Origin of the sequence: Flagellimonas sp. 389, from assembly GCF_018449435.1 — a bacterium.
GTDB lineage: Bacteria > Bacteroidota > Bacteroidia > Flavobacteriales > Flavobacteriaceae > Flagellimonas.
In genome coordinates this window covers 70,591-95,350 of sequence record NZ_JAHCMU010000005.1, presented here as the reverse complement: position 1 = coordinate 95,350, position 24,760 = coordinate 70,591, and the positions used below count along the sequence as shown (strand labels likewise).

Genomic DNA, 24,760 nt, shown 5'->3' with positions numbered 1-24,760 from the left:
CACTGTTTCATGGACAAATGGTTTCTAGAAAGACTTTAAAGGTTATTTTTATGCCCTACGATGGATAAGTTACCGGCATATTTTCAGTCCCCTGTTTTTAGGCATGTACTGTTTTGGACAGTGGTGTACCTGTATTTTGTCTTGTCCGTGAACAATACGAGTATGTATGCCAGTTATCGGCATATCTTGGAATCCTTTGGGCTTATTGTATTGGCACAGATGGTAACCACCTATACATGTATCTATGTACTTATGCCCAAACTTTTGGATAAGAACAAAATTGGCCTCTTTGTTTTTTGGATGTTAGTTTTATTGATGTCCGTGTTTGCATTGTATCAGGCTGCTAAGACGTTTTATTTTGATGTTATCTATTTTGACTCTTACAACGAAATTCAAGTTAAATACGCGTTAGAACCCTATGGAAAGCGTTTGACTTATTTTTCCGTATTCTTGAGCAAGTGTATATTGTATCTTACGCCGACCGCTTTGTTATTGATGGCGCGATTTTACCAGAATCAGCAGAAGTTTTTAAAATTGAACGAGCAAAAAAAGATTGCCGAGCTTACTGCTTTACGCAATCAACTGAACCCACACTTTTTATTCAATACCCTTAACAACCTTTATTCGTTGGCGTTGGATAAATCGGATAAAACGCCAGAGGTTATTGAAAAACTTTCTGATATTTTGGATTATATACTTTACCGTTGTAAGAATAACTATGTGCCCGTTCAAAAAGAAATTGATTTAATAGAGAATTATTTAGCACTGGAAAAAATACGGTACGGTGAACGTATTGCAGTGAATTTCGATTATACTATTGACCCTGAAACCAAGATAGCTCCTCTTTTACTTTTGACCTTTATTGAAAATGCCTTTAAACATGGCGTAACACAAGAATTAAGAAAGGCTAAGATTGATATTTCCTTAACGATGGACAATACGGATTTGCTATTTTCAATATACAATTCCAAGCCAAACAATTCTACTGAGAGAAATTCAGAAAATGAAGGGCGATTGGGTCTTAAAAATGTAATGCAGCAGCTGGAACTACTTTATCCAAACTCACATGAACTAACACTTGCCAATGAGGTTGATAGTTATAAAGCAGTACTAAGATTGAAGAAAAAATGAAATACCGATGTGTCATTGTTGATGATGAAATACTAGCCAGAAGGCTCATTCAAAAACATTTAGCACAGTTAGATGATTTTGAACTGGTGGCATCTTGTGCCAGTGCTATCGAGGCTAGCAAAATCCTCAAGGCAGAAAAAGTAGACCTTCTCTTTTTGGATATAGAAATGCCGATTTTAAAGGGTACGGAGTTTTTTAAAAACCTGATAGAGAAGCCAAAAGTTATCTTCACGACCGCTTATCGTGATTTTGCTTTGGATGGCTTTGAATTGAATGCTGTGGATTATCTACTGAAACCTATATCATTTGCTCGTTTTTTTAAGTCAATAGAAAAGTTTTTGGAGTATCAAAAAGCTATGAATACCGAAGCTAAACTTTCTGAGGTTGTAAAGAGTGATTTTATTTTTATTAGGGAAGATAGAAAACAGGTGAAACTATTTTTTGATGATATTTTGTATGTTGAAAGTGTCAAGGATTACATCAAAATAGTAACGGAAAAAGGAAGTCACTTAATAAAACAAAGTCTTAAGTCCTTTGAAGAGACCCTTGATGCTAGATTTCTCAGAACACACCGCTCCTATATTGTAAATAGCCATAAAATAACTGCTTACACAAAGCAAGATGTAGAAATTGGAAAATTGGAACTCCCTATTGGTGATAGTTATAGGTCAATCGTATTAGAGTTCTTGGAAAACTAAAAAGACTTCCAAACTGGAAGCCTTTTTTCTAGTAGCAGGGACTGGACTCGAGCCATTGATTCTTGGATTATGAGGAATGACTAAAAATATACCTGCCCAATGGTGTTTATTTTTACAAAATCGAAAAGTTTAAATAGCTCCGGTATATATTTATAGCTTTGATTTTCTATAAAGTTTAAAAATAGCCTAATATATGCGTTTAACCTCTAAAAATATGCTGCTTGTATGCTGTATATTTTTTATGTCAATTACGATAAAATCTCAAAGTGTTAATGCTATAGATAGTTTAAAAAACGAACTGTCCCTTCATAAAGAAAATGATACCGTTAGAATAAATCTGTTAAACAATCTAGCTTTTTCGTGCCATCGAAAAGATATTGGTAAAACAATAAAGTATATAAAAGAATCAGAGGAACTTGCTGAAGCTATCGGGTTTAAAAAGGGAAAGGCAAAAGCCATTTATATTAAGGGTACTGTACAGGTAATTCTATCTGATTTTGACAAGGCACTGCAGTATTACGAAGAGGCCATGCAGCTTTACACAACTATCGATTTTAAAATAGGGGTATCTGAAAGCTTCAATGGTATGGGAACAGCATACTATTATAAGGGAAATTATAAAAAAGCTATAGAACTTTATAAAGAATCCTTACGGGTCGATGAAGAAATTGAAAACTGGAAAAATAGTGCTTCAAGTATCATGAATATAGGTAGCGCATATGCTGATTTAGGCAATTATACAGAAGCGATCGCATACTATAAAAAAGCCTTGAAAATCAATAGGGAATATAAGTATGAGGAAGGTATTTCAAAATGTTTGAACAATATAGGAATCGTATATGATGATCAAGGAAACCTTCCCTTGGCATTAGAGTATTACAACAAATCGCTATTTCTTTCCAAGAAAAATGGCGATACCCTGGGAATATCAAAATCTCTAAATAACATTGGGATTATTTACAAAAACCTTGAGAATTATGATAAGGCTTTGGAAAATTACAGACAATCTTTGGCTATCCAAGAGAAAAATGGAAATGTAAAAAACATAGGCAAGCTAAAGAATAATATCGGGATTATTTACAAACGGAAAAAGGAGTATTCGAAGGCCATGGTATTATTTAATGAAGCACTGAACATAAGTAGAGAAATTAATGATTTAGATAATATCTCTGTTTGTTTAAATAACATTGGGGACATTCATTTGCTAAATAAGAGCATGTCCAAGGCACATGCGTATTATGAAGAATCAAAAAATATCAATATTGAAATTGAAGATCAATACGGTCTCTGTAATTCTTATTTAGGGATTGCAAGTACCTATTACAGTGAAAAAAAGTACAAAAAAGCATTGCTGTTTGCGCTAAAGAGCATAGAGCTTTCGAATAAGCTCAAAATACTGAATTACCAGCGAGATACGTATCAATTACTTTTTAACATCCATAAGGATATTGGAGATTATAGGAAAGCGTTAAGTAATCATGAAATGTATAAAGTATTGGAAGACAGTCTTTTTAATAAGGAAAGTATTGAACGGGCCGCCCAATTGGAAAATGAGTACAAGTACAAACACGAACTGGAATTAGCGAATACAAGAGAAACAAAGCTTGCCAAAACAATAAAAACTACTTCTCAAGACCTCGAGGTATCGCAGCGAAACTCCTTTATTGCCATCATTGTGGTCCTATTGGTCTCAATTGTATTGGGGAGTATCATTTTTTTCTTAAAGCTTAGACATGTAAACGCAAAAAATCAAAATATCGTAATAGAACAAAAGCTATTGCGTTCACAGATGACCCCTCATTTTATATTCAATTCATTATCTATTTTACAAGGGATGATCTTAAGTAAGGACGATAAAAAATCAATTTCGTACATATCCAAATTCTCAAAATTGCTTCGAACCATATTGGAAAACTCCAGACAAAAGACAGTATCGCTCTCTAAAGAATTATCTGCAATCGAGAGTTATATTGCACTTCAAAATTTGGATACCAGCTCACCTTACAATTATAATCTCTCTATGGACCTAGCTTGCAACAATGACCTTCTTAAGATTCCGCCAATGCTCATTCAACCCTTTATAGAAAATGCAATAGAGCATGCATTTTGCACTAAAAAGAAAAATAGGGAAATCAATGTGCGAATAACACTAAATGAAGGGAGATTAAAATGTTCCATCTCTGATAATGGGATCGGTATCAATGCACATAAGCGGAAAACGAATAAAAACAAGAGTTCGTTGGCCACAACAATAACCTCGGAAAGATTGGCCACATTGTCCAAAGATTTTAAAGCTCGGGGCACAATTAGCGTAAAGGATAGGAGTTTATTTGGTGAACAGGGAACGTTGGTTATTTTAACCATTCCTTATAAAATGGATGAAGTGTAATGAAGGCATTGATTGTAGAAGATAAAGAACATATTAGAAAAGGCTTAATGCAGCTATTGGATGACGTAGGTAATGGAATCATGGTCATCGGCGAATGTGAATCTGTTAAAGAAGCCGTTATCGTAGCCAATTCCTGCAAACCAGATTTGGTTTTTCTGGATATTAATCTTGTGGACGGTACGGGTTTTGATTTTTTAGACCGCACTGGGGAACTACATTTCAAGGTCATATTCATTACGGCTTACGAAGAGTACGCTTTACGAGCATTAAAAATAGGTGCTGTGGACTATCTTTTAAAACCGGTTGATGCTCAGGAATTAAAGATCGCTATCGGTAAAGTGACCGAACAATCGGTAGAAGCACAACAACTAAAAATATCAACAGCAAGAAGCGTATTTGGCAATGATGATAAAGTTTTGATCTTATCACTTCAAGATTCCTTCCAGCTTATCGATTTAAAAGAATTGATGTTTTGTCAATCAGATAAGGGCTATACTACTTTTCATCTGGGTAACGGAAAACAATACTTGGCGTCAAAACCATTGAAAGAGTTTGAGGCACAACTCTTACGAAATACTTTTTCAAGACCGCACCAATCGTTCATAGTCAATTTGAAATACATAGATAGGTATGATAAGTCTGGTACAATTCATTTAAAAAACGGAGTGAGAATACCTGTTTCGTCACGCAAAAAGGATAGTTTTCTTACCCGTCTGTTTACATAAAGTCAAAGTAGAGGCCAAATCATCAACGCATCTCATTTTTGCGATATACGCTTATTGATTTAAACACATCGCTTATTCCTTCGCACCGTTCGGAAATGGATTCTCTATTTTTTCTTTTTTCATTCCCCAATAGTTTTGTTCTCAAAACAAATGTGGCTACATGGAAGATATTAAATCAAAACTAGGTAAAGGAGGATTGATTCTAGTTGTAATGGGAATTGCCTCCATGGTGCTCTCCATTTTTAATTATAACATAAGATTGCTCGCATGGGTAGATCTTTGGGGCATTACCATGGGGTGGATAATCAGAATTCTTTTAATAGCAGGTGGAGCTGCCTTATTCTTCTTTTTTGGAAGGGATGAGAGCGAAGACGAATAAATATGATATACTAAAATTGATAAATAAATGAAAAAAGTAAAGCGTTTGGCAGTTGCATTGGTATTGGTTTCAACACTACTATCATGTGGAGGAGGAAGTGGAAAACAGCCCGCAACCGCTGCTGGGTTTTCGGAGATAGAAAAAGAGATAAAAAATGAATTTGGAGAAGATGCTTATTTTACAGATATAGATGTGGTCTATGACAAGTCTTTAGGGAATATTATAGGTGTTACAGTGACCAAAGAACCTAATTCCTTAAAAATGGGACAATGGAATCAAACACAAGGTGTATGGAAACAAACTTCAGAAATAACATTGGAAGTGCCAGAGGGTAGCCAAGCTGCCGATTTTATGTTTCAATTAGATGATAAAATTAATCTCGTTATGCTTGGAGAGGTTATCGAAAAGTCCAAAAAACAATTACAAGATGAAAAAAATCTTGAAAATCCAATGTTGTCCATGGCATATATCTCATTTCCAGATGATGGTGATATTTCACAAGCGGAATATTTAGTAAACCTTAAGCCAGAAAATGGTGGGACCACTTTTCATTTTTACTATACGTTAAACGGAGAGCTTAGAAAAATGGATTATTAGAATGTACATGTCAAGTATAATAAAGCACCACTTTTGGTACGATATCAAATTTACCAAAAGTGATATTTTCTCATTATCTGTATAGTACAGGTTAGTGTAACATCCAAATAAGCAGCTTTTAAACAGTTTAAAGAAAATAGTAGTCGATGGTTGAATAGGCAAAGACAACACCAATACATTCAACTTATATTAGCTGTGTAGTATTGATAATAAAAAGGGCTTCCGTACAGGAAGCTTTTTTTGTAGTGGGAATAGAACTTGAATTGGTACTTTCGGTTTATGGAAGTATATAGTTTTAAATAGTGTTTTTATTTTTAACAAGAAAATACTATTTAAAAAGTATTTGAAAATTAGTAAAGGGTAAGAAAAAATGAAATCAGAATATTTTATAATGTAAAAAGACTTAAAGCTTCTTTCCGACTGTAAGGTTAAGTAGTATCTAGTGCACATTAACAAAGTTTTTACGCTATTTTGTTTAGCTTTGAGTTGTGGGCCAAAATACATCTCATAGCGTAAAAAGTATTTTACTTCTGCTAATCTTTATCTTTTTAAAGATAGGAGTAGCCCACTCACTTTCTCATGCTGTCTCACACGATGATAGTAGCGATTGTCAGCATTGTATCTTAGTCGTTGATTCGAACAAGACCAAAACATTTAATGGCCATTTGTATTCCTATTCAAGTAAGGTCTTTAAAAAAGCGATATTACCAAAGCCTTTTACCTTGCTTTACAAAAACCCTCTGTTTAGGGAGCACCATCATTTTTTCTACTTTAATAAACCACCACCATCGTTATAACTTGGATGACTCTGTTCTTTATGCTCAATGATGCATGGCCTAACATGTTTAGCTATCTATTTCATTAAGCCATTCTTATTTGGTATCTGCTTCAATGTAGCAATAAGTAAATTTCAAGAGCTCAATGTAACGAATTAAGTCACCATTGCATTCCAAAAATTCATTTAGAGAGCATTTTTGTTGTACACTGTCAGTACAATAACATACCTAATATCAATTAATACAAGAAGATATGATACATACCAATAACCTTACAAAATCCTATGGTGATTTAACCGCTTTGGATGCTCTTGATTTAGAAGTAAAAGAAGGAGAGATTTATTGTCTCTTAGGAGCAAATGGAGCAGGCAAAACAACTACTATAAATCTTTTACTTGGTTTTCTGAAACCAACCTCAGGGAGTGCCTCTATCAATCAATTAGACGTTGTTGAGCATTCCAAACAAACCAAGCAGTACTTGGCTTATATCCCCGAAAATTTAATGTTATACCCAAGTCTAAATGCAATTGAAAATCTGGATTATTTTTCAGGAATCGCAAACAAGAACTTCAATAAAAAGACCTTGGAATCCATATTGACCGAAGCTGGACTTCAGGAATCTGCCTTTTACAAGCCGGTATCAAAATACTCAAAAGGAATGCGTCAAAAAGTAGGTGTTGCGATTGCATTGGCAAAAGATGCTAAAGTCCTGCTCTTGGATGAACCTACCTCTGGATTGGACCCAAAAGCAAGTTTCGAGTTTGGTAGACTATTGCAAAAATTAAAACAAAAAGGTGTTGCAACACTCATGGCTACCCATGATTTATTTAGAGCCAAAGAAGTTGCAACAACCATTGGTATTATGAAAAATGGTCAATTAAAACAACAATGGTCCGTTGATGAAATTACACTGTCTGATTTAGAGAAAAATTATCTGGAGACCATGTCCTATAATACCATTGAACTATGATACTGACCACCCTTAAAAAAGAAAGTAAAGAACTGTTTAGGGATGGTCGTATTAGAATCGCATTCATCCTTGTCATCATTCTTACTATTGTAGCCGTTATTATAAGTGCATGGCACTATAAAGACATCAATGAAGAATATGTATTGGCAAAACAATCGGAACGAGAGGTGTGGGATAACCAAGGCGAAAAGAATCCTCATTCCGCTGCACATTACGGGACATACGCTTTTAAACCAAAATATCCATTGGCACTCATAGACCAAGGCGTGGATAAATATACGGGTACTTCTATTTTTTTAGAGGCTCACAAGCGAAATGAAGCCCAATTTGACGAAGCTTCTGACCAAACGGGGTTGGCAAGATTTGGAAATTTAACACCAGATTTCATTCTCATGTTTATTATTCCTTTGCTCATCATTTTTATCGCTTACAATAGCTTGACGAAAGAAAAGGAAATGGGAACTATCACATTGCTCAACAGTCAGGGTGTTATAGGTTTTAAACTCATTTTTGGCAAATGGCTCGCCGTATTTTCACCCTTATTTGCGTTGCTATTTGTTCTTTTTGTCGCAACTGGCATCATATTATCCAGCTTACCGGATTTTGGGATTTTTAGTTGGTCATCCTTAGCGACACTCTTCCTAGCTTACGTGGTCTACTATGCTATATTTATCAATTTAGTATTTATAATTTCTGGGTTGGTGAAAAAATCTGGAATTGCATTGGTACTATCATTGAGTATATGGATTTTAGTTTGTTTGATATTGCCAAAAACAGCTAGTAACATTGCTGAATACAAGTATCCTTACCCCTCAAAACAAGAGTTTGCAGAAAATATTACTAAGGATAAAAAAGAAGGATTAGATGGCCATAACCCATGGAGCGAAGCATCTAAAGCTCTTGAGAAGCAGGTCTTGAAAGAATATGGTGTGGATAGTTTAAGCCAATTGCCTTTTAATTATGATGGTTACAGAATGCAAAAAGGAGAAGAGCACCAAGCCGAAGTCTATTTTAAGCACTATAAGCAATTAAAGGCACAGTATTCAAACCAATCAAGAGTTTATAGTCAATTAGCGGTTGTTTCACCTTTTTTGCCCACTCGCTTTTTAAGTATGTCAATAGCCAACACAGATTATACCACGCATTGGGATTTTGCTGATGCTGCTGAAAATTACAGGATTGAAACCCAAAAATTTCTCAATGAACATTTCGCAGAAGAATCCGAATATGGCGATTGGTCTTGGAAAGCGGATGCAGACTTTTGGAAACAATTGCCAAAATTCAATTACGAGCCACCGACATTAACTGAGAACTTAAAGCACAATATTGGTAATATCCTGATACTATTGTGTTGGTTGCTCGGTTCGTTTGCAATACTATTTTTCACGACTAAATCGCTTAAAAATGTTAAAATATAATTTCAAATACGAATGGTTGCTTTTGATACGCAACCGATGGATTCAAGTGTTGACCATACTACTACTAATCCTCTTTGGCTTTGCTGTATATAATGGTATACAAAAGGTGGATGCGAGAACATCCAATATTGCTGAAGCCATAAATCAGTTCAAAACGGGAGAAAAAGAAATGTTGGCACAACTCGATTCTATTGACAAAGGTTTTGAAGTCAATGCATCGAGCTGGCTTGTTCCCACTCGACCAATCGTGATAGGGAATCTACATCCAAGAGTGGTTAATATGCCTGCCAAATCAACAGCTTTTGTGGCTACGGGACAATCTGATTTGTTTGCACATTACGTACAACCAATTGTTACTGGCGATGACTCAACACTGAGCTTTAAAGAAATGACCAGTCCAGTTCAGTTATTATTTGGAAGTTTTGACTTGGCTTTTGTCATTGTCTATCTTTTACCGCTTCTTATTATAGCATTTTCATTCAATATATTGGCATCCGAACGTGAAAGTGGCTCTTTAAAACTATTGGCATCACAACCTATTGATATTAGGATTTGGGTCTTACAAAAATTAGGGTTACGCTTTTTTTGGTTGGTAATCGCTATCATCATAACGCTCTCTATAGTGTTCATTGTTTTTGGCTTTGACTTCAAGACGGGCTTTATGTCTTTTGTGGCTTTATTGTCCATCGTTATTGCATATGCTTTATTCTGGTTTGTATTGGCTTTTGCAACTAATATTTGGATAAGGAGTTCTGCCAAAAATGCCATTACATTAATTGGGTTTTGGATTCTGTTTGTTTTGCTATCCCCCTCATTGATAAACCAAATGAGCAATACCCTGTATCCCATTCCATCAAGAACATTGATGCTAAATGAAATGCGTTCAATTAAAGCTGAAGCTACCAAGAAACAAGATGAAATTTTAGATAATTTTTTAAGAGACCATCCAGAATATGCAACAAATGACAGCACACAGGTAAGAGGGTTTTATCAAAAGTATATGGCCACACAAGAGTTGATTCAAGACGAATTGAAGCCATTACTATCAGAGTTTGAAGCACAAATAAGTAACCAACACAGATTGGTAAATGCTTCAAGTTGGTTGTCGCCTGCTTTGATTGTACAAAATACATTGAACAGCATTGCAGGGACTTCAACAGAAGATTATCAAGACTTTAAGCGCCAGAGCTTGGCATTTTCAAAAGAGTGGAGAAACTTCTTTAAGCCGATGCTATTTAAAGATTCAACCTTCGGCAAAAGTGACTATAAAAATCTACCAGAGTTTGAATTTAGCTATGCTATTGTCAATATGTACAGTAAAACTCTTGGACTGGTGTTTTTAAGCAGTTTGATTCTATTTTTAGTATTGGCGTTAAAACCAAGTAAACAACAAATCGAATTATTCGGTTAAACTATCAAGTGAGCTTAAACAAAGTCTATAAGTAAGACAATCCTTTTAGAATTATAGAACATAAAGAGGTTTATCTAACTTGTGCTGGCTATTTTTCTAGTAACGGTAACTGGATTTCCTTTGGCTATGCTCAGGATAAACTTCTCGTCTTGTTGTTCCAAAAAATCTTTAGGGATAAAAAAAGCCTTTCAATTTTTGAAAGGCTTTTTTCTTCTAGTAGCGGGAACTGGACTCGAACCAGTGACCTTCGGGTTATGAGCCCGACGAGCTACCTACTGCTCTATCCCGCGATGTGGACGGTAAATATACAACCGTTTCTGTGTTATATCCAAATTTAGCAAGACTTTGATTTGAAAAATATCTGTATGCACATCAATTCAATCAAACTAATCCTAGGAGAAACCGATGTGTCATTTCATTTTTTAAACCAATCTTTTGCGCCTTGATTTGAAAAACATACTGAATTCTATAGAAGTAAACAGAATTGTTTTAATGAAATAGCTACCTTCGAAACCTATGAAGCAGTTCAACGACTTTTTGATTAAGGCAATTTCAGGCACTGAATGGCCTATGTTTATCTTATTGATAGGTGGTGGCTTATTCTTGGTATTTTATTCTCGATTATTGCCCTATCGTTTTTTTGGGCATGCCATTGCCATAACCCGGGGCAAGTATGACGATAAAAATGCCAAAGGTGATGTGAGTTCACTGCAAGCCCTTTCGGCAGCAGTGGCTGCGACAGTAGGCTTAGGGAATATCTCAGGTGTGGCGATTGCCATTCACGATGGTGGGCCAGGGGTCGTTTTTTGGATTTGGATGACCGCCTTAATAGGTATGTGCATTAAGTTTTATTCGTGTAGTCTGTCCATTATGTATCGTGGCGAAGACTCAGATGGAAATTTGCAAGGAGGACCTATGTATTATATCACTAAAGGTTTGGGTAAAAAGGCAAAACCCTTGGCGATTTTTTTCAGTATAGCGGGCTTATTTGGTTTTCTTGGTGTTTTCACGGCAAATCAGTTTACGGAAACTTTCATGAGCGTTGTTGTACCGGAAGAGAACCTAATTGCAATGGGCGGCACTGAAGCGGACCCCTTGTTCAATTGGAAACTGACCATAGGTATCGTATTGGCCATAATTTCTTCTTTTGTAATTTTTGGTGGATTGAAAAATATTGCGAAAGTAGCTACTGCTATCGTCCCCTTTATGGTAATGGTCTATCTGGTGGCGGTCATTGTGGTCATGGTTTTGAATGCATCACAAGTAATACCATCATTAAAATTGATTGTTACCGAGGCTTGGAATTTTAAAACAGTGGTCACAGGCGGCTTCTGGGGACTGGTAATCATTGGGGTCAGGCGGGCCATGTTTTCAAATGAAGCAGGATTGGGGAGTGCGCCTATGTACCACGGCCAGTCAAAAAATGATGAGCCTATCCGGGAGGGACTTGTTGCCATGTTGGGCCCATTTATAGATACCATTTTGGTCTGTACGTTCACTGCGGTCGTAATCATACTTAGTGGTGCCTATTTAGAAGATTCCAGTGGAATTGTAATGACGCTTCAAGCATTTAGAACAACACTGTTTGGTGTAGGTGATGATTTGTTGATGGTCATCGTTTCGGCATTCGCATTGTCAACACTTTTTACCTATTCCTATTATGGCGTAAAGAGTTTATCGTACTTGACCAACGCTAAAATTGGAAAGCTGTACAATGTATATTTTGTGATCATGATAGTTTTTGCGGCGATAGCCTCATTGGATTTGGTAAAGAATCTGATTGATTTATCGTATGCCCTAATGGTAATCCCAAATATGATAGCAGTTTTACTATTGGCGCCAAAGGTGAACGAACGGGCAAAAGTGTACTTTAAAAAACTGAAGGATGAAAAAGCATAAAGCAGGTTTTGTAAATATTATTGGTAATCCCAATGTCGGTAAATCAACATTGATGAATGCTTTTGTTGGTGAAAAATTATCTATCATCACTTCGAAGGCACAGACTACAAGACATCGAATTCTAGGGATTGTCAATGGAGATGATTTTCAGGTCATTCTTTCGGATACTCCTGGAATTATAAAACCCGCATATCAACTACAAAACTCCATGATGGATTTTGTGAAATCTGCTTTTGAAGATGCGGATGTGCTCCTCTACATGGTCGAAATTGGGGAAAAAGCATTGAAAGATGAGGCCTTCTTCAAGAAAATCCAGAACAGCAGAATTCCCGTATTGTTGCTCCTGAATAAGATAGACACTTCGGAACAGCACATATTGGAAGAGCAGATACAACACTGGCAAGTGTTGCTCCCAACTGCGGAAATACATCCAATTTCTGCTTTGGAAAACTTTAATGTAAAAGAGGTTTTTGAACGAATTTTAGAATTATTGCCCGAAGCTCCACCATATTATCCTAAAGACCAGTTAACGGATAAACCAGAGCGTTTTTTTGTGAACGAAACCATTCGGGAGAAAATATTGATGCACTATAAAAAAGAAATTCCATATGCCGTTGAGGTAGAAACAGAAGAGTTTTTTGAAGATGACGATATCATTAGGATTCGTTCCATAATAATGGTGGAAAGAGATACCCAGAAAGGAATTATTATAGGGCACAAGGGCAGTGCCTTAAAACGAGTAGGCGTAGAAGCAAGAAAAGATTTGGAGAAATTCTTTAGCAAGCAAGTGCATATAGAACTCTATGTTAAGGTAAATAAAAACTGGCGAAGCAACTCGCGTCAGTTGAAACGTTTTGGTTACAATAACTAAATCATAATTTAGTATTCCTCTAACAATCACTTAATGTTTGGTTTAGAACTTCCAAGGAAATTTAAACCAAACGAAAATGAAAAATTACCTTAGACTTTTATTCCCCACGATTTTACTTTTTACCTTCTTTTCTTGTGATAAAATAGATGATTTTATTGGTGATGGTGGCAGTGACGATGACCCCGTTGACGACGAAATTCCAGTGACCCAAGTGGATTTTGGATTTTACGGTACCATTCAGGTTGGAGGCGAAGGTGCTTCCGAAATCTCTGCATTCGACCCTTCTACCAACAAATTGTTTATCGTGAACGTGGAGAGCACGGAAATTTCGGTTTTTGATATTTCAAACTTAAATAGCCCAATAAAACTAAATTCGATTACGTGTATTAATGCGGGTGCCCCAAACAGTGTTGCCGTAAGCGATGGCAAATTAGCTGTTGCAATCGAAGCGGAAGATAAGCAGGCCGATGGTTATATTGAACTGTTTGATACAACTACCCAAAAAGAAATCTGTAGCTTCAAAGTAGGTGCTTTGCCAGATATGGTTACGTTTACGCCAAACGGAGCGTATATTGTATGTGCCAACGAGGGCGAACCAAATGATGAATACACGAACGACCCTATGGGTTCAATTGGAATCATAAATGTAAAAACCAGAGAGGTATCCATTCTTGATTTTACAAGCTTTAACGGTGATGAAGCTTCCTTGGAAGAAAAAGGATTCCGTGTTTTTGGCCCTAACGCCACGCTGGCTATGGATGTTGAACCAGAATACGTGGCCGTTTCAGATGATTCTAAGAAAGCATGGGTTACTTTACAAGAGAATAATGGGGTTGCAGTGGTCAACTTAGAAACAAAACAGATTGAATCCATTCTTCCTTTAGGATTTAAAGACTATTCCGCTCCCGGTAACGAAATAGATCCCAGCAATAGAGACGACAAAAAAGAATTGCGGAGCGTTCCTGTATTTGGAATGTACCAGCCAGATGCAATAGCGTATTATTCTGTAAATGGGATGGATTACGTAGTTACTGCCAATGAAGGTGATGCACGCGATTATGACGGTTTTTCAGAAGAGGAACGTATGGCGGATTTAGTTTTTGATGAAACAGCTTTTCCAGATGCAGCTACCTTGCAATTGGATGAGAACTTAGGGCGTCTGCAATCCACCACGACGTTGGGCGATATTGATGATGATGGTGATTTTGATGAATTATACAACTATGGAGCAAGATCCTTCAGTATTTGGTCTGGAATGGGACAGTCGGTCTACGATAGTGGAAACGATATTGCTGAAAGAACTTTGGAACTTACACCAGCAGTATTTAATGGAGATGACAGCCGTAGTGATGATAAAGGTGCCGAACCAGAGGCAGTGACCATTCAGAAGATAGGGGATAGACAAATTCTTTTTGTTGGCCTGGAGCGAAATAACCAAATCATGGTATATGATATTTCCAATCCAAGTTTCCCGGAATTCTTACAGATTTTGGAGACCGCAGGTGACGTTGGCCCAGAAGGAGTTTTGGCAATAGATGCTGATGATAGCCCTACGGGCAAAGAAATTCTAGTAGTTAGCAACGAAGTAAGTGGAACGGTTACCTTTTATCAGAACGATTAGATATTTTTTGCTTCATAGTTTAAGTTGGTTAAGGGTATGGTCTACGGACTGTGCCTTTTACTTTTTATCAAAATCAGAAATCAACTCATACAGATAATTCTTTAGCTGCTTCATTTGTGGTCGCCCTTTAGCCTTTCCAAGTCTTCCAAATGCATATAGCGCAAACCATATCAACACTAAAAACACCATTCCAACCATCCAAAGCGTAATATCGTGGCCCAGGGAATAATTTGAATAGGCAAAAATTCCTAAAATGATGAAAAGCGTACCTATGCCAAAATGTAGAAACATAAAGAAGGTCCAAAGGGTGGGATTTGGTCCAAAAACCCCATGTATACTGCTCACTCCTTTTTCAAAAGAGGTCAGTTCTAAATGGAGTTGGGGAGACCAAAACGTGGTATCGTTCTTTTTAAATCGAATATAGATATGCTCATCCAACCGTTTTACCAATAATTGGTCTTGTTCGGTTTTATCAAAAACCTCTAGTAATGGCTCAAGGTCTGAATTTAAAAGTATGTCAAACCTGGGACGTAAGACGATTTCATTACCTATATCATTCATAACGTATTGAAATTGATTAAAAAAGATATCATTTTTTTCTTCATAATTAGTGGTATTTTTGCCAAAATTTAATGTTGATGGGTGCTATTGTTGCAATTGTAGGAAGACCGAACGTGGGTAAATCCACTTTTTTTAATCGACTCATTCAACGTCGAGAAGCTATTGTGGATGCCGTTAGCGGTGTAACACGTGACCGTCATTACGGAAAAAGTGATTGGAACGGAAAAGAATTTTCGCTTATTGATACAGGAGGTTATGTATTGGGAAGTGATGATATTTTTGAGCAGGAGATTGACAAACAAGTTGAGCTTGCCATAGACGAAGCTGATGCCATTATTTTTATGGTAGATGTTGAATCTGGGGTAACGGGAATGGATGAAGATGTTGCTAAACTATTGCGTAGGGTCAATAAACCTATTTTCCTCGCCATTAATAAAGTGGACAATGCCCAACGTGAAGCGGATGCTGTAGAGTTTTATGCTTTGGGTCTTGGTGACTATTTTACCTTATCGAGTATAAACGGAAGTGGGACAGGAGAGCTATTGGATGCACTGGTCAAAGAACTTCCGGAAGTTGTGGAAGAAGAAAGTGATTTGCCGCGATTTGCAGTAGTAGGTAGGCCGAACGCAGGTAAATCCTCTTTCATTAATGCGCTAATTGGTGAAGACCGTTACATTGTTACGGATATTGCTGGGACTACGCGTGATAGCATAGATACCAAATACAATAGGTTCGGATTTGAATTCAACCTAGTCGATACGGCTGGAATCCGAAGAAAGGCCAAGGTAAAGGAAGATTTGGAGTTTTACTCTGTAATGCGCTCTGTGAGAGCTATTGAACATTGCGATGTTTGTATTTTATTGGTAGATGCCACAAGAGGTTTTGACGGACAAGTGCAGAATATCTTTTGGTTGGCGCAGCGAAACAATAAAGGCGTTGTAATCTTGGTAAACAAATGGGATTTGGTGGAAAAAGAAACCAATTCCGTGAAAGAATATACCCAAAAGATAAAACAGGCAATAGAACCTTTTGATGATGTGCCAATTCTATTTATTTCGGTGCTGACCAAACAACGTATTTTTAAAGCAATTGAAACTGCCGTGGATGTCTTTAAAAATCGTTCAAAAAAGGTCGTGACCCGAAAATTGAACGACATTATGTTGCCCATAATTGAAAATACGCCACCGCCGGCCTACAAAGGAAAGTATGTAAAAATTAAGTTTTGTACCCAATTGCCCACACCATACCCACAGTTTGCTTTTTTCTGCAATCTACCACAATATGTGCGCGAACCTTATAAACGTTTTTTGGAAAACAAGCTTCGGGAAAACTTTGATTTTACTGGTGTTCCCATTACAATTTTCATGAGGAAGAAGTAAAAATTTATTTTTTTTGCTAGTTTGAAACTATAGGTAATCGTCGTTCTTAAGATTCCATAGTTATATATTTTTCATAATCCCAAAAAAGAAAAGAGTTGTGTCTTATGACTTTCTCCAATTGGTATTCTAATGTCATCGATTACAATTCGGTTTCTCTGGACACTCTGTATAAAATTTATATTGACCAGAAAAGATTTATGCACGCGTATAAATTGGTTTTGTGGCAATTTATCAAGCATTTCCTTGAAGTTTAACAATGTCAGGATAGTTTTATTGGATCCCGCTATATGGATTTTTAAATAATCCTTAAGACCTTGAACATATTGAATTTCATCCAGGTTTATCTTGACACTTTCATGCTCTGACTTTACAAAAATGAATTTTTGATTTTCGTTCTTTGCCCCATAGGAAGGAAATACATTGGCCTTGACAGGTTTTTCTTTTTTTGTCAATAGTTCTTTTGCTCGTGAAACAGCTTTTATAAAACGATGGTAAGGAATGGGCTTTACCAAATAATCAACGGCATTTAATTCAAAGCCTTCAACAGCATATTGTGAATATGCGGTCGTAAAGATAAATAGCGGACGGTTCTCCAAAGATCCTATAAAATCGACACCGCTTATTTGTGGTAGTTCGATATCGCAAAAAATGAGGTCAACATTACCTTCTTTTAATATGGAAATGGCATTGAGTGGATTGGTAAAAGTGCCAACTACTTCAACAAAGCCCATTTTGTTACAGTAGCCTTCCAAAAGATCTATTGCCAAAGGTTCATCATCGATAATTATACATTTCATAATTACAATTTTAAGGTAAGGTTTACTTCATAATTGACACCATCGTCTTGTACGGTCAAATCGTGCGAATTAGGATATAAAAGCGTTAGACGATTTTTTATGTTGACCAATCCAACGCCCGAGCTTTCTACTTTTTTTCGAAACGCTCCTATTTTGTTCATTACGTATAGGTGTATGGACTCTTTTTCAATGGAAAGGTTTATTTTAACGTTTGTCCTTCCCTTGAAATCAGTACCATATTTAAAGGCATTTTCGATAAAGGAAATAAACAATAAGGGCGGTATCGACTTTCCTTTATCTTCACCGGAAATTTTCAAGACTACGTTTTCGCTATCGGAAAGTCGAATTCGCTGTAATCTTACATAATTTTGAATGTATTCCAATTCTTTTCCCAACGGCACAAACTCCTTATCTGCTTCGTATAACATATAGCGCATGAGTTCAGATATATTGATGATGGCATCAGAGGTGTCGGGAGAATTTTTTACCGAAAGGGAATAGATGGCATTCAATGAGTTGAAGAGAAAGTGCGGGTTCAACTGGGTCTTTAGGAACTGAAGCTCTGAATTGATTTTCTCCTTTTCCACTATTTTGCGCAAATCGTCATTCCTTCGCCATTCAATGTAAATCCTTAATGCAGTACTGGTGACAAAAGGAACACTAAAAACAACGATGGACATAATAAATTGCCTTGACATGTAGAAAGCGTGGCGATCTTGTGGAAAGGGTGGAATATTTTCAGGGGGACGAAAAGGAAAATACCTTTCTTTTAAGAAAATAATCCCCAGAATTATAAAGAGAGAAACAATGATGTAAATAGCTGTACGATTTTTTAGCAAGAGTCTTGGAACCAGAAAAGAATAGTTGAAATAGAACAGTGAAATTACAACAACAAAACGTATGGGTACATCTGGAGGTATAGGCCTTGGCTCTGAAATAAAAGGGTAAAACAATAGGATGGATAGCACTAGCCATAAAAAAAAATGGAGTGAAAACTGATAGGTATGTTTTTTTGTAATGTCCACTGTCTTTATGCCACTATAGCTCAATATTGAGTTTGTCCATTTCTTCCTTATAAATTATTGGACTTTCGCCGTTTGAGAGTTTTTTCACGACCAAATCGGCAATCAGTTGGGCATCTTTGGCCAATACAAATGGTTTCTTTCCAGAAATAGCTGGAATAAAATTCTGTTCAATAATTAGCTTCTTTTTATTATAGATTTGATAACCAAAACCTCCATCTACTATAATGACCTTTGATTTTAAAACTTGTTCTTGGGTTTTCTCCTTTGGCCAAGAATCTATGGCCATCAAAAAAAACAATCCCATAGCGAATACAGCAGAAATTATAATAAGTTTTTTAGTTAATGATTTCATTTGTGTCTATTTTAACTTAAACGGGGCTGGCCGCCTCAGCGGAACAGCCCCGTTCATTCAATTAAAAAAAATCCAACCCTAAAACTTTAATCATCTTCATCATATTCTTCAAACGGGAAGAATTCGTCAAAATCATCTAAATATAGACTGCCGGTTCGGCCAAGGCCCACAAAAGCCATTGATGAATTTGAGAATGCGACCGGATCTTGTCTTGTAGTACCTTCAAAATTGGTCTTGTTTTCCCAAGTGTCCGTAGAAGGGTCGTATTCCCATACGGAGGACAAGGTACCACTGCTCTCGCCGCAGGCGATATAGCCGTAACCGTTTATAGCAAAACCTACGGCATTACTTCTTGTAATCGAGTAGTCGTCTTCCTCGTCCAAATCCAACTTTTTCGTCCAACTTTCCGTTGCGGCATCAAAAACCCAAAAATCTTCCAAATAACTTCCATTGGACACCCCTGTTCCCAAGTAGACTAAGTCGCCTATACGGAAAGTAGTAGCAGCTCTTCTTTTATTCCCACCAAACCCAACAAGTTCTGACCATGTATCGGTTGCGGGATCATATTTCCAAAAATCTTTGCGGTCGTTTTCGCCATCATACCCAGTTCCAAAGTAGCCATACCCATTAATACCAAAAGCTACAGCGCTCCTCCTTGTAGTTGAGGGTAATGCTGCAATCTCTGTCCATGTATTTGAACCTGGGTTATAGGAGTAAAAATCCCCTAACTCATCAAGTCCATCATAACCAGAGCCTACATAACCAGTTCCATTAATTTCAAAACCTACCGCTGCATTTCTTGCTACTCCTGGGAAATCGGCCTTCTGTGACCAGAAATCTCCGTCCATGTCATAGGACCAAACAGAATTAAGATAATCGTCTCCATCATATCCTACTGCTATATAACCAATATTGTCTATGGTAAAACTTGCTGAGCTACTACGTGGACTTCCATCAAATACCGAGCGGTTGGTCCAATTGCCCAAATCATCATCATCGTCGTCATCATTTGAACAACCTGTTAAGAAAATAAATGATAGACTTAAAAGAGATACTATTTTAAGTGACTGTCTTGATTTTTCCATATAGTTAAGATTAATTGATTGTCAAAACTATAAAGCTTATTTCCAGTTTAAAACCAAAATAGATAAAGTCGGCTTTTTAACCTATGAACCTGCCTATATAATCTACCAACATAAAGTTTGACTTTTGTATTGAAAATGAGCCCTTTTATCTTGTAAGATTTGGGTTTGGTCTATTCTGGTTTTAATGCTCGGGGTCTCCATTTACATTTACCCAAAACATTAGAATATGCTTAGAATTATAGGGATGTTGGGGATATTGCTATTGGTGCTTTTGGCTTGTAGTGAAGATAACCTGAACTCCGATTTTGTTGCTGGCGAAGCATTTACAGATAGTAATATACGGGTGTTGTTGGTGGATACTCTAACGGTTGAAACATCGACCATGAAATTTGATAGTATAATAACCGCAACGACAACACGAATGTTGATAGGAAAATATACTGATTCTGTATTTGGTACGGTGCAGAGTTCAAGCTACGCAGAATTACTCCCATCGACCTATACTATAGATACCGAGGCCGAATATGACAGTATTGTTTTTTACCTTAAATACGACGAGTATTACTACAACGATACATTACAGACCAATGGTATTCATATCAAGGAGCTCACTGAGCAAATGAAGCCTGAGGATGATGAAAACTTTTACAATTCCAGTACAATTGCCTACGCCGATGAAGACTTGGGCTATATCGACTTTTCACCGAGACCTTTGCAAACAGATTCGATTGAAATCAAGTTGAACGATGATTTTGGAGCCGCTTTATTTGAAGGTTTACAAGACAAAACACTTACAAACTCCGATGAATTTACGGAATACTTAAAAGGTGTCGCATTTATACCGGACGAAACCAACAACGGTTCGGTTTTAGGGTTTTTATTGGAATCAAGTATCATGAGGCTTTATTTTAGTATTTCGGAAGAAAACGATCAAGAACAGTATTTTATAGATTTTAGCATAAATACCTCTGATTCCCCAATTCCGTTTTTTAATCAGATTACCGCAGAAAATCCAAACGATTATCTAAATAGCCTTATAGATCAAGAAATAAATCTGAGCAGCTCCGAATCGGAAAATCAAAGCTATATACAATCGGGTATAGGCATTGCAACAAGGATACAGTTTCCCCACATTAAATCTATCTATGATATTCCGGGGCAAGGCACCATTTTGGATGCCGTTCTCAAAATAAAGCCAACAGAAGGTGCTTATAACGACGAATTAATATTGAGGGACAATCTATCGGTTTATATCGTCGATCAGAACAATGACTTAACAGAACAACTGTTGGTCGCAAGCACTACGCCCGTAGTGGCGGTACTTAATACCGATGGTCAAGAATTCAACGATATCTATTACGAAATATCATTGGGCAGTTATATAGAAGAACTGTTAAAGGCAGAAAGGGATACTGACGAAGCACTTATCCTTTTACCTGACAATTACAATACTACTGTTGATAGGTTTGTGTTGAACGGAAACACAAGTCCTGACTACCAAACCACATTGGAACTTACCTATGCCGTTTATGATGAAAATGAATAAAATAACCTTGTTTACGACTTTTGCAGGAATAGCACTGTCTGTAAATTGTACACTCGCCCAGTCGGAAGGATTGACCAGTTCCCCATATTCATTGTACGGTTTAGGGGTCATCAACCAGACCAGTATAGGAAGGTCCAATGGTATGGGCTATACGGGTATTGGATTAAAGACAGAAACCGAAATCAATAATTTAAACCCTTCCAACTACGCTTTGACTCCCAAAAATTCCTTTTTTTACGATGTGGGTGTCAGGGGGCAATATGACTACATCAGCAATGAAGTATCTGATGACGGCAAGACTACCTTGAACTTTTCCAACTTGGCGTTTGCATTTCGGATTACGGACGGGTTGGGAGCTGGAATCACTATGGTTCCCTATAGCGATGTAGGATACTCATTAGTAGGTTTACAGACCAATATCGAAGGTTCCAGTGAAACGTTTGAAAGCAGCGTAACAGGATTGGGGGGATTAAGTGACCTTAGACTGAATCTTGGTTATAGCATCATCGAAAAATTACGATTAGGGGTCAGTACTTCTTTTCTTTTTGGCAACATAGAGGAAAATGAAGCGTTCATAATCAATAATAGCGCTTTTCAATTGACCGAGACAACCAATTATAGTGGTATACGTTTGGGTCTTGGAATACAATACGATATTACCGATAAGTTTACTTTGGGCGGTACCGTTCAGTTTCCAACTAGTTTAAATGGAAATTTAAAACGTTCGGTGCTCAAAACCTTGGATGCTTCGGAGATTACCGTAGAAGATGAGGAACCAGACACAGCGGCAGACTTTAAAATGCCCTTGGAACTAGGTCTTGGAGTAAGCGGTACAATTTTTAACTCGTTTACCCTAAGCGCCGACTACAAGAAAAACTATTGGTCCAATACCGGACAGCAAGAGAACATAGGAGAATATGCAGACCAGGATATTTATGCATTTGGATTGGAATATGCTAAAAATACATCTAGTTACAAATATGTAGAGAGAATACGATTTAGGGCTGGTTTTAACTATGACAACGGTTACTTGGCTATAAACGATACAAAAATAGATGGTTACAGTATTACCGGTGGTATAGGACTTCCAATTGGGCGGGACAACAATTCTATACTGAACTTATCATATGGTTACGGCTCAAAAGGTCAGATTCAGAACATACTGGTAAAAGAAAACTATCATATTCTGACACTAAATATGAGTCTGGAAGACCTATGGTTCAGAAAACGTAAGATAAATTAATCTATCTATCATTGATATTGATAAAGGATTAATCGTTTCGATGTTGTTACCTGACCATAGTAACCTTTTTTGTTGATAGATCAATCTAGTGAGTTTTTCTTGAGATAGTCCAAAAAATGAGGCTTGTACTGCTCAGAGACCGTGATTCTTTTGTTGTTGATGATGATTTGACTTCGCTCGATCTCATCGATAACATCAAGGGCTACAATAAATGATCGGTGTACACGCATAAATTTATGGGATGGAAGCTGTTTTTCAAGGTGTTTCAAAGACATCAAAGTCAATACCGCCTTCGAATTATCCCTGAGCCAAATTTTGATGTAGTCCTTTAGACCTTCAAAATAGAGTACTTCGTCCAGATTGATTTTTAGTTGCTTGTATCCCGACTTTACGAACAAAAAGTTCTGTGCTTTTTCATCGGATTCTTCTTTGTGCGGTCCATGTACCAATCTAAACCACTCTTTTGCTTTCATTGCAGCGGCCAAAAACTCGGCATAATCAAAAGGTTTCAATAGATAGTCCAGTGCTTCTACCTTAAACCCTTCAATAGCGTATTCACTGAATGCGGTCGTGAATATGATCCGCGATGTTTTTGGCACTAATTTGGAAAATTCCAAACCGTTAAGGTCGGGCATTTGAATATCCAGAAAAAGCAGGTCCAAAGGTTCCTGTTCTATAAGTGTCAAAGCCTCAATGGCACTATCGCACTTTTGTCTGAGTTCTAAGAACGGGGTTTTTAGAACATAACTTTCGATAAGACTCAAGGCCATAGGCTCATCGTCTACGATCATACATGTTATCCTTGTCGTTTTCATTTTAGCAAAGCGCTGTCTTATATTTCCAAAGTCAAGATAACCATAAAGTTACCATTGGCTACAGTATTGGTAAAGGTGTGTTTGTTAGGGTACAAAAGTTTTAATCGTTTACTCAGATTTTCCAACCCTATTCCCGAACCGCTTTTATCGCTGACCTTCTTGGGAAAATTTTGGTTGATTGCTTTAAAAACCAATGTTTTTCCAATGATTTCCATACTAAAGGTAAGCGTTGCCTCTTTACTTGCAGGTATACCGTGCTTAAAAGCGTTTTCTATCAAGGTAATGAACAATAATGGAGTAATCTTTATTTTATCGGCATTTTTAGGAAACGTATAGGATATGGATATTTTTTCTGAAAACCGAAGCCGCATCAGTTCAATATACTGGATCATAAAATCGATTTCATCCTGTAGGCCTACCTTTTCGATATTCGTTTCATACAGCAAATAGCGCATCAATTTACCGAGTCGATGTATGGTTTTTTTTGCCCGTTCCTGGGAAATATCAACAAGAGAATAGATATTGTTCAGGGAGTTAAAGAAGAAATGTGGTTGTAACTGATATTTTAAATGTTGTATCTCGGATTGTAGTTTTATGTTTGCAGCTTCTTTTTTTTCGGCTTCCGTCCTTGTCCATCGCTGCATCGTTTTCAAAGCCACCGAAAAAGCGATTGGAACCGAAGATGCAATGACACTTAGATAGAACATGATTTCTTTGGGCCTACCTTTGGGAGCTCCGTTTTTTGATGCTAAAAACTCATCAAAATAATTGGTTTTGAGAGCTTCCCGCATCCAGATGGAAAGAGCGATCAACAATGCATTGATGAGAAAAAAGGCCACTGCATTTTTCTTAAACAAGTACCGATCAATAAGAAACAAAAAATTGATGTAAAAGATAATCGCATAGAAAAACAAATGTAACCACGAACGTTCAAGGGTTTTAAGAAAGACGTGGTCCGTCTCCTCGTCATAGTTTAGGGTCAGAAAATAAGGAATTAATAAAAGTACCGCCCAAGCCATTAGGTGTAGTATGGGCAATAAAATCTTGTTCTTTCTAGTCATTCCAATAGTAA

Annotated in this window: 22 protein-coding genes, 1 tRNA gene and 2 pseudogenes; 17 read left to right on the top strand and 8 right to left on the bottom strand. The window is 37.0% G+C overall.

Annotated elements, in window-relative coordinates:
* Positions 1–60 precede the first annotated feature (60 nt).
* The 11 genes and pseudogenes from KIM67_RS05985 to KIM67_RS05945 all read left to right on the top strand — a co-directional run bounded on the left by KIM67_RS05985 (position 61) and on the right by KIM67_RS05945 (position 10,494).
* The gene (locus KIM67_RS05985) at positions 61–1,131 is read left to right on the top strand and encodes a sensor histidine kinase (RefSeq protein WP_213830439.1); all 1,071 of its coding nucleotides are present in this window, start codon (positions 61–63) and stop codon (positions 1,129–1,131) included.
* Positions 1,128–1,829: a LytTR family DNA-binding domain-containing protein gene (locus tag KIM67_RS05980; RefSeq protein WP_213830438.1), complete on the top strand. Its 702-nt coding sequence runs from the start codon at positions 1,128–1,130 to the stop codon at positions 1,827–1,829. The genes KIM67_RS05985 and KIM67_RS05980 overlap by 4 nt, the downstream gene beginning before the upstream one ends.
* A gap of 193 nt (positions 1,830–2,022) precedes the next feature.
* Positions 2,023–2,964: pseudogene (locus KIM67_RS18770) on the top strand (tetratricopeptide repeat protein); the annotation flags it as partial.
* Positions 2,938–3,852: pseudogene (locus KIM67_RS18765) on the top strand (histidine kinase); the annotation flags it as partial. The pseudogenes KIM67_RS18770 and KIM67_RS18765, both read left to right, overlap by 27 nt.
* On the top strand, positions 3,850–4,218 hold the full coding sequence (locus KIM67_RS18760; RefSeq protein WP_371815687.1) for an ATP-binding protein: 369 nt from the start codon (positions 3,850–3,852) through the stop codon (positions 4,216–4,218). The pseudogene KIM67_RS18765 and the gene KIM67_RS18760, both read left to right, overlap by 3 nt.
* The gene (locus KIM67_RS05970) at positions 4,218–4,943 is read left to right on the top strand and encodes a LytTR family DNA-binding domain-containing protein (protein ID WP_213830436.1); all 726 of its coding nucleotides are present in this window, start codon (positions 4,218–4,220) and stop codon (positions 4,941–4,943) included. The genes KIM67_RS18760 and KIM67_RS05970 overlap by 1 nt, the downstream gene beginning before the upstream one ends.
* A 160-nt stretch (positions 4,944–5,103) precedes the next feature.
* Positions 5,104–5,322 carry a hypothetical protein gene (locus KIM67_RS05965; RefSeq protein WP_213830435.1) on the top strand — a complete coding sequence of 73 codons (219 nt, stop codon included), beginning with the start codon at positions 5,104–5,106 and terminating at the stop codon, positions 5,320–5,322.
* Positions 5,323–5,349: 27 nt separating this feature from the next.
* Complete coding sequence (locus KIM67_RS05960; RefSeq protein WP_213830434.1) at positions 5,350–5,919, top strand: hypothetical protein; 570 nt, start codon at positions 5,350–5,352, stop codon at positions 5,917–5,919.
* Between the two features lie 1,029 nt (positions 5,920–6,948).
* A complete protein-coding gene (locus KIM67_RS05955) occupies positions 6,949–7,665 on the top strand; it encodes an ABC transporter ATP-binding protein (RefSeq protein WP_213830433.1) in 717 nt (238 codons plus the stop codon).
* The gene (locus KIM67_RS05950) at positions 7,662–9,083 is read left to right on the top strand and encodes a DUF3526 domain-containing protein (RefSeq protein WP_213830432.1); all 1,422 of its coding nucleotides are present in this window, start codon (positions 7,662–7,664) and stop codon (positions 9,081–9,083) included. Before KIM67_RS05955 ends, KIM67_RS05950 begins: the two co-directional genes overlap by 4 nt.
* Positions 9,070–10,494 (top strand): DUF3526 domain-containing protein, encoded by a 1,425-nt coding sequence (locus KIM67_RS05945; protein ID WP_213830431.1) that lies wholly within the window; start codon positions 9,070–9,072, stop codon positions 10,492–10,494. Before KIM67_RS05950 ends, KIM67_RS05945 begins: the two co-directional genes overlap by 14 nt.
* A gap of 217 nt (positions 10,495–10,711) precedes the next feature.
* On the opposite strand, the gene KIM67_RS05940 is transcribed toward KIM67_RS05945, so the two are convergent.
* Positions 10,712–10,784 (bottom strand) — tRNA-Met (locus KIM67_RS05940).
* 226 nt (positions 10,785–11,010) lie between these two features.
* Between KIM67_RS05940 and KIM67_RS05935 the strand changes: the two genes are divergently transcribed.
* From KIM67_RS05935 to KIM67_RS05925, 3 genes are all read left to right on the top strand, one after another.
* On the top strand, positions 11,011–12,393 hold the full coding sequence (locus KIM67_RS05935; protein WP_213830430.1) for a sodium:alanine symporter family protein: 1,383 nt from the start codon (positions 11,011–11,013) through the stop codon (positions 12,391–12,393).
* Entirely contained in the window at positions 12,380–13,264 is an 885-nt protein-coding gene (gene era, locus KIM67_RS05930) for a GTPase Era (RefSeq protein ID WP_213830429.1), read from the top strand. Before KIM67_RS05935 ends, era begins: the two co-directional genes overlap by 14 nt.
* A gap of 76 nt (positions 13,265–13,340) precedes the next feature.
* Positions 13,341–14,885, top strand: coding sequence for a choice-of-anchor I family protein (locus tag KIM67_RS05925; RefSeq protein WP_213830428.1), 1,545 nt, complete (start codon positions 13,341–13,343; stop codon positions 14,883–14,885).
* Positions 14,886–14,942: 57 nt separating this feature from the next.
* Here the strand turns inward: KIM67_RS05925 and KIM67_RS05920 are convergent, their stop codons facing one another.
* Positions 14,943–15,446, bottom strand: coding sequence for a GTP-binding protein (locus KIM67_RS05920; RefSeq protein ID WP_213830427.1), 504 nt, complete (start codon positions 15,444–15,446; stop codon positions 14,943–14,945).
* Between the two features lie 77 nt (positions 15,447–15,523).
* Here KIM67_RS05920 and der point away from each other — a divergent pair, with 77 nt between their 5' ends.
* Complete coding sequence (gene der, locus KIM67_RS05915) at positions 15,524–16,825, top strand: ribosome biogenesis GTPase Der (RefSeq protein WP_213830426.1); 1,302 nt, start codon at positions 15,524–15,526, stop codon at positions 16,823–16,825.
* A 71-nt stretch (positions 16,826–16,896) separates the two neighbouring features.
* Here der and KIM67_RS05910 read toward each other — a convergent pair whose 3' ends face one another.
* The 4 genes from KIM67_RS05910 to KIM67_RS05895 all read right to left on the bottom strand — a co-directional run bounded on the left by KIM67_RS05910 (position 16,897) and on the right by KIM67_RS05895 (position 20,084).
* Positions 16,897–17,622 (bottom strand): LytTR family DNA-binding domain-containing protein, encoded by a 726-nt coding sequence (locus tag KIM67_RS05910; protein ID WP_213830425.1) that lies wholly within the window; start codon positions 17,620–17,622, stop codon positions 16,897–16,899.
* Positions 17,623–17,624: 2 nt separating this feature from the next.
* Positions 17,625–18,302, bottom strand: a complete 678-nt coding sequence (locus KIM67_RS05905) for a sensor histidine kinase (protein WP_250149173.1) — start codon at positions 18,300–18,302, stop codon at positions 17,625–17,627.
* A gap of 358 nt (positions 18,303–18,660) precedes the next feature.
* Positions 18,661–18,999, bottom strand: a complete 339-nt coding sequence (locus KIM67_RS05900) for a DUF4907 domain-containing protein (RefSeq protein ID WP_163417785.1) — start codon at positions 18,997–18,999, stop codon at positions 18,661–18,663.
* An 86-nt stretch (positions 19,000–19,085) separates the two neighbouring features.
* Positions 19,086–20,084, bottom strand: coding sequence for a kelch repeat-containing protein (locus KIM67_RS05895; protein WP_213830424.1), 999 nt, complete (start codon positions 20,082–20,084; stop codon positions 19,086–19,088).
* A gap of 226 nt (positions 20,085–20,310) precedes the next feature.
* On the opposite strand from KIM67_RS05895, the gene KIM67_RS05890 reads away from it, so the two are divergent.
* Both KIM67_RS05890 and KIM67_RS05885 read left to right on the top strand, forming a co-directional pair.
* On the top strand, positions 20,311–21,630 hold the full coding sequence (locus KIM67_RS05890; protein ID WP_213830423.1) for a DUF4270 family protein: 1,320 nt from the start codon (positions 20,311–20,313) through the stop codon (positions 21,628–21,630).
* Positions 21,623–22,873, top strand: a complete 1,251-nt coding sequence (locus KIM67_RS05885) for an OmpP1/FadL family transporter (RefSeq protein ID WP_250149172.1) — start codon at positions 21,623–21,625, stop codon at positions 22,871–22,873. Before KIM67_RS05890 ends, KIM67_RS05885 begins: the two co-directional genes overlap by 8 nt.
* An 80-nt stretch (positions 22,874–22,953) precedes the next feature.
* On the opposite strand, the gene KIM67_RS05880 is transcribed toward KIM67_RS05885, so the two are convergent.
* Both KIM67_RS05880 and KIM67_RS05875 read right to left on the bottom strand, forming a co-directional pair.
* Entirely contained in the window at positions 22,954–23,688 is a 735-nt protein-coding gene (locus KIM67_RS05880) for a LytTR family DNA-binding domain-containing protein (RefSeq protein ID WP_213830421.1), read from the bottom strand.
* A gap of 17 nt (positions 23,689–23,705) precedes the next feature.
* Positions 23,706–24,749: a sensor histidine kinase gene (locus tag KIM67_RS05875; RefSeq protein WP_213830420.1), complete on the bottom strand. Its 1,044-nt coding sequence runs from the start codon at positions 24,747–24,749 to the stop codon at positions 23,706–23,708.
* Between the last annotated feature and the right edge of the window lie 11 nt (positions 24,750–24,760).

Excerpts from the sequence above, each read along its gene's own strand:
- KIM67_RS05960 (WP_213830434.1), top strand. The coding sequence starts at position 5,350 with ATGAAAAAAGTAAAGCGTTTGGCAGTTGCATTGGTATTGGTTTCAACA.
- der (WP_213830426.1), top strand. The coding sequence starts at position 15,524 with ATGGGTGCTATTGTTGCAATTGTAGGAAGACCGAACGTGGGTAAATCC.
- KIM67_RS05905 (WP_250149173.1), bottom strand. The coding sequence starts at position 18,302 with ATGTCCATCGTTGTTTTTAGTGTTCCTTTTGTCACCAGTACTGCATTA.
- KIM67_RS05965 (WP_213830435.1), top strand. The coding sequence starts at position 5,104 with ATGGAAGATATTAAATCAAAACTAGGTAAAGGAGGATTGATTCTAGTT.
- KIM67_RS05875 (WP_213830420.1), bottom strand. The coding sequence starts at position 24,749 with ATGACTAGAAAGAACAAGATTTTATTGCCCATACTACACCTAATGGCT.
- KIM67_RS05955 (WP_213830433.1), top strand. The coding sequence starts at position 6,949 with ATGATACATACCAATAACCTTACAAAATCCTATGGTGATTTAACCGCT.
- KIM67_RS05980 (WP_213830438.1), top strand. The coding sequence starts at position 1,128 with ATGAAATACCGATGTGTCATTGTTGATGATGAAATACTAGCCAGAAGG.
- KIM67_RS05895 (WP_213830424.1), bottom strand. The coding sequence starts at position 20,084 with ATGGAAAAATCAAGACAGTCACTTAAAATAGTATCTCTTTTAAGTCTA.
- KIM67_RS05935 (WP_213830430.1), top strand. The coding sequence starts at position 11,011 with ATGAAGCAGTTCAACGACTTTTTGATTAAGGCAATTTCAGGCACTGAA.
- KIM67_RS05900 (WP_163417785.1), bottom strand. The coding sequence starts at position 18,999 with ATGAAATCATTAACTAAAAAACTTATTATAATTTCTGCTGTATTCGCT.
- KIM67_RS05970 (WP_213830436.1), top strand. The coding sequence starts at position 4,218 with ATGAAGGCATTGATTGTAGAAGATAAAGAACATATTAGAAAAGGCTTA.
- KIM67_RS05925 (WP_213830428.1), top strand. The coding sequence starts at position 13,341 with ATGAAAAATTACCTTAGACTTTTATTCCCCACGATTTTACTTTTTACC.
- KIM67_RS05945 (WP_213830431.1), top strand. The coding sequence starts at position 9,070 with ATGTTAAAATATAATTTCAAATACGAATGGTTGCTTTTGATACGCAAC.
- era (WP_213830429.1), top strand. The coding sequence starts at position 12,380 with ATGAAAAAGCATAAAGCAGGTTTTGTAAATATTATTGGTAATCCCAAT.
- KIM67_RS05880 (WP_213830421.1), bottom strand. The coding sequence starts at position 23,688 with ATGAAAACGACAAGGATAACATGTATGATCGTAGACGATGAGCCTATG.
- KIM67_RS18760 (WP_371815687.1), top strand. The coding sequence starts at position 3,850 with ATGGACCTAGCTTGCAACAATGACCTTCTTAAGATTCCGCCAATGCTC.
- KIM67_RS05890 (WP_213830423.1), top strand. The coding sequence starts at position 20,311 with ATGCTTAGAATTATAGGGATGTTGGGGATATTGCTATTGGTGCTTTTG.
- KIM67_RS05985 (WP_213830439.1), top strand. The coding sequence starts at position 61 with ATGGATAAGTTACCGGCATATTTTCAGTCCCCTGTTTTTAGGCATGTA.
- KIM67_RS05920 (WP_213830427.1), bottom strand. The coding sequence starts at position 15,446 with ATGAATGATATAGGTAATGAAATCGTCTTACGTCCCAGGTTTGACATA.
- KIM67_RS05885 (WP_250149172.1), top strand. The coding sequence starts at position 21,623 with ATGAATAAAATAACCTTGTTTACGACTTTTGCAGGAATAGCACTGTCT.
- KIM67_RS05950 (WP_213830432.1), top strand. The coding sequence starts at position 7,662 with ATGATACTGACCACCCTTAAAAAAGAAAGTAAAGAACTGTTTAGGGAT.
- KIM67_RS05910 (WP_213830425.1), bottom strand. The coding sequence starts at position 17,622 with ATGAAATGTATAATTATCGATGATGAACCTTTGGCAATAGATCTTTTG.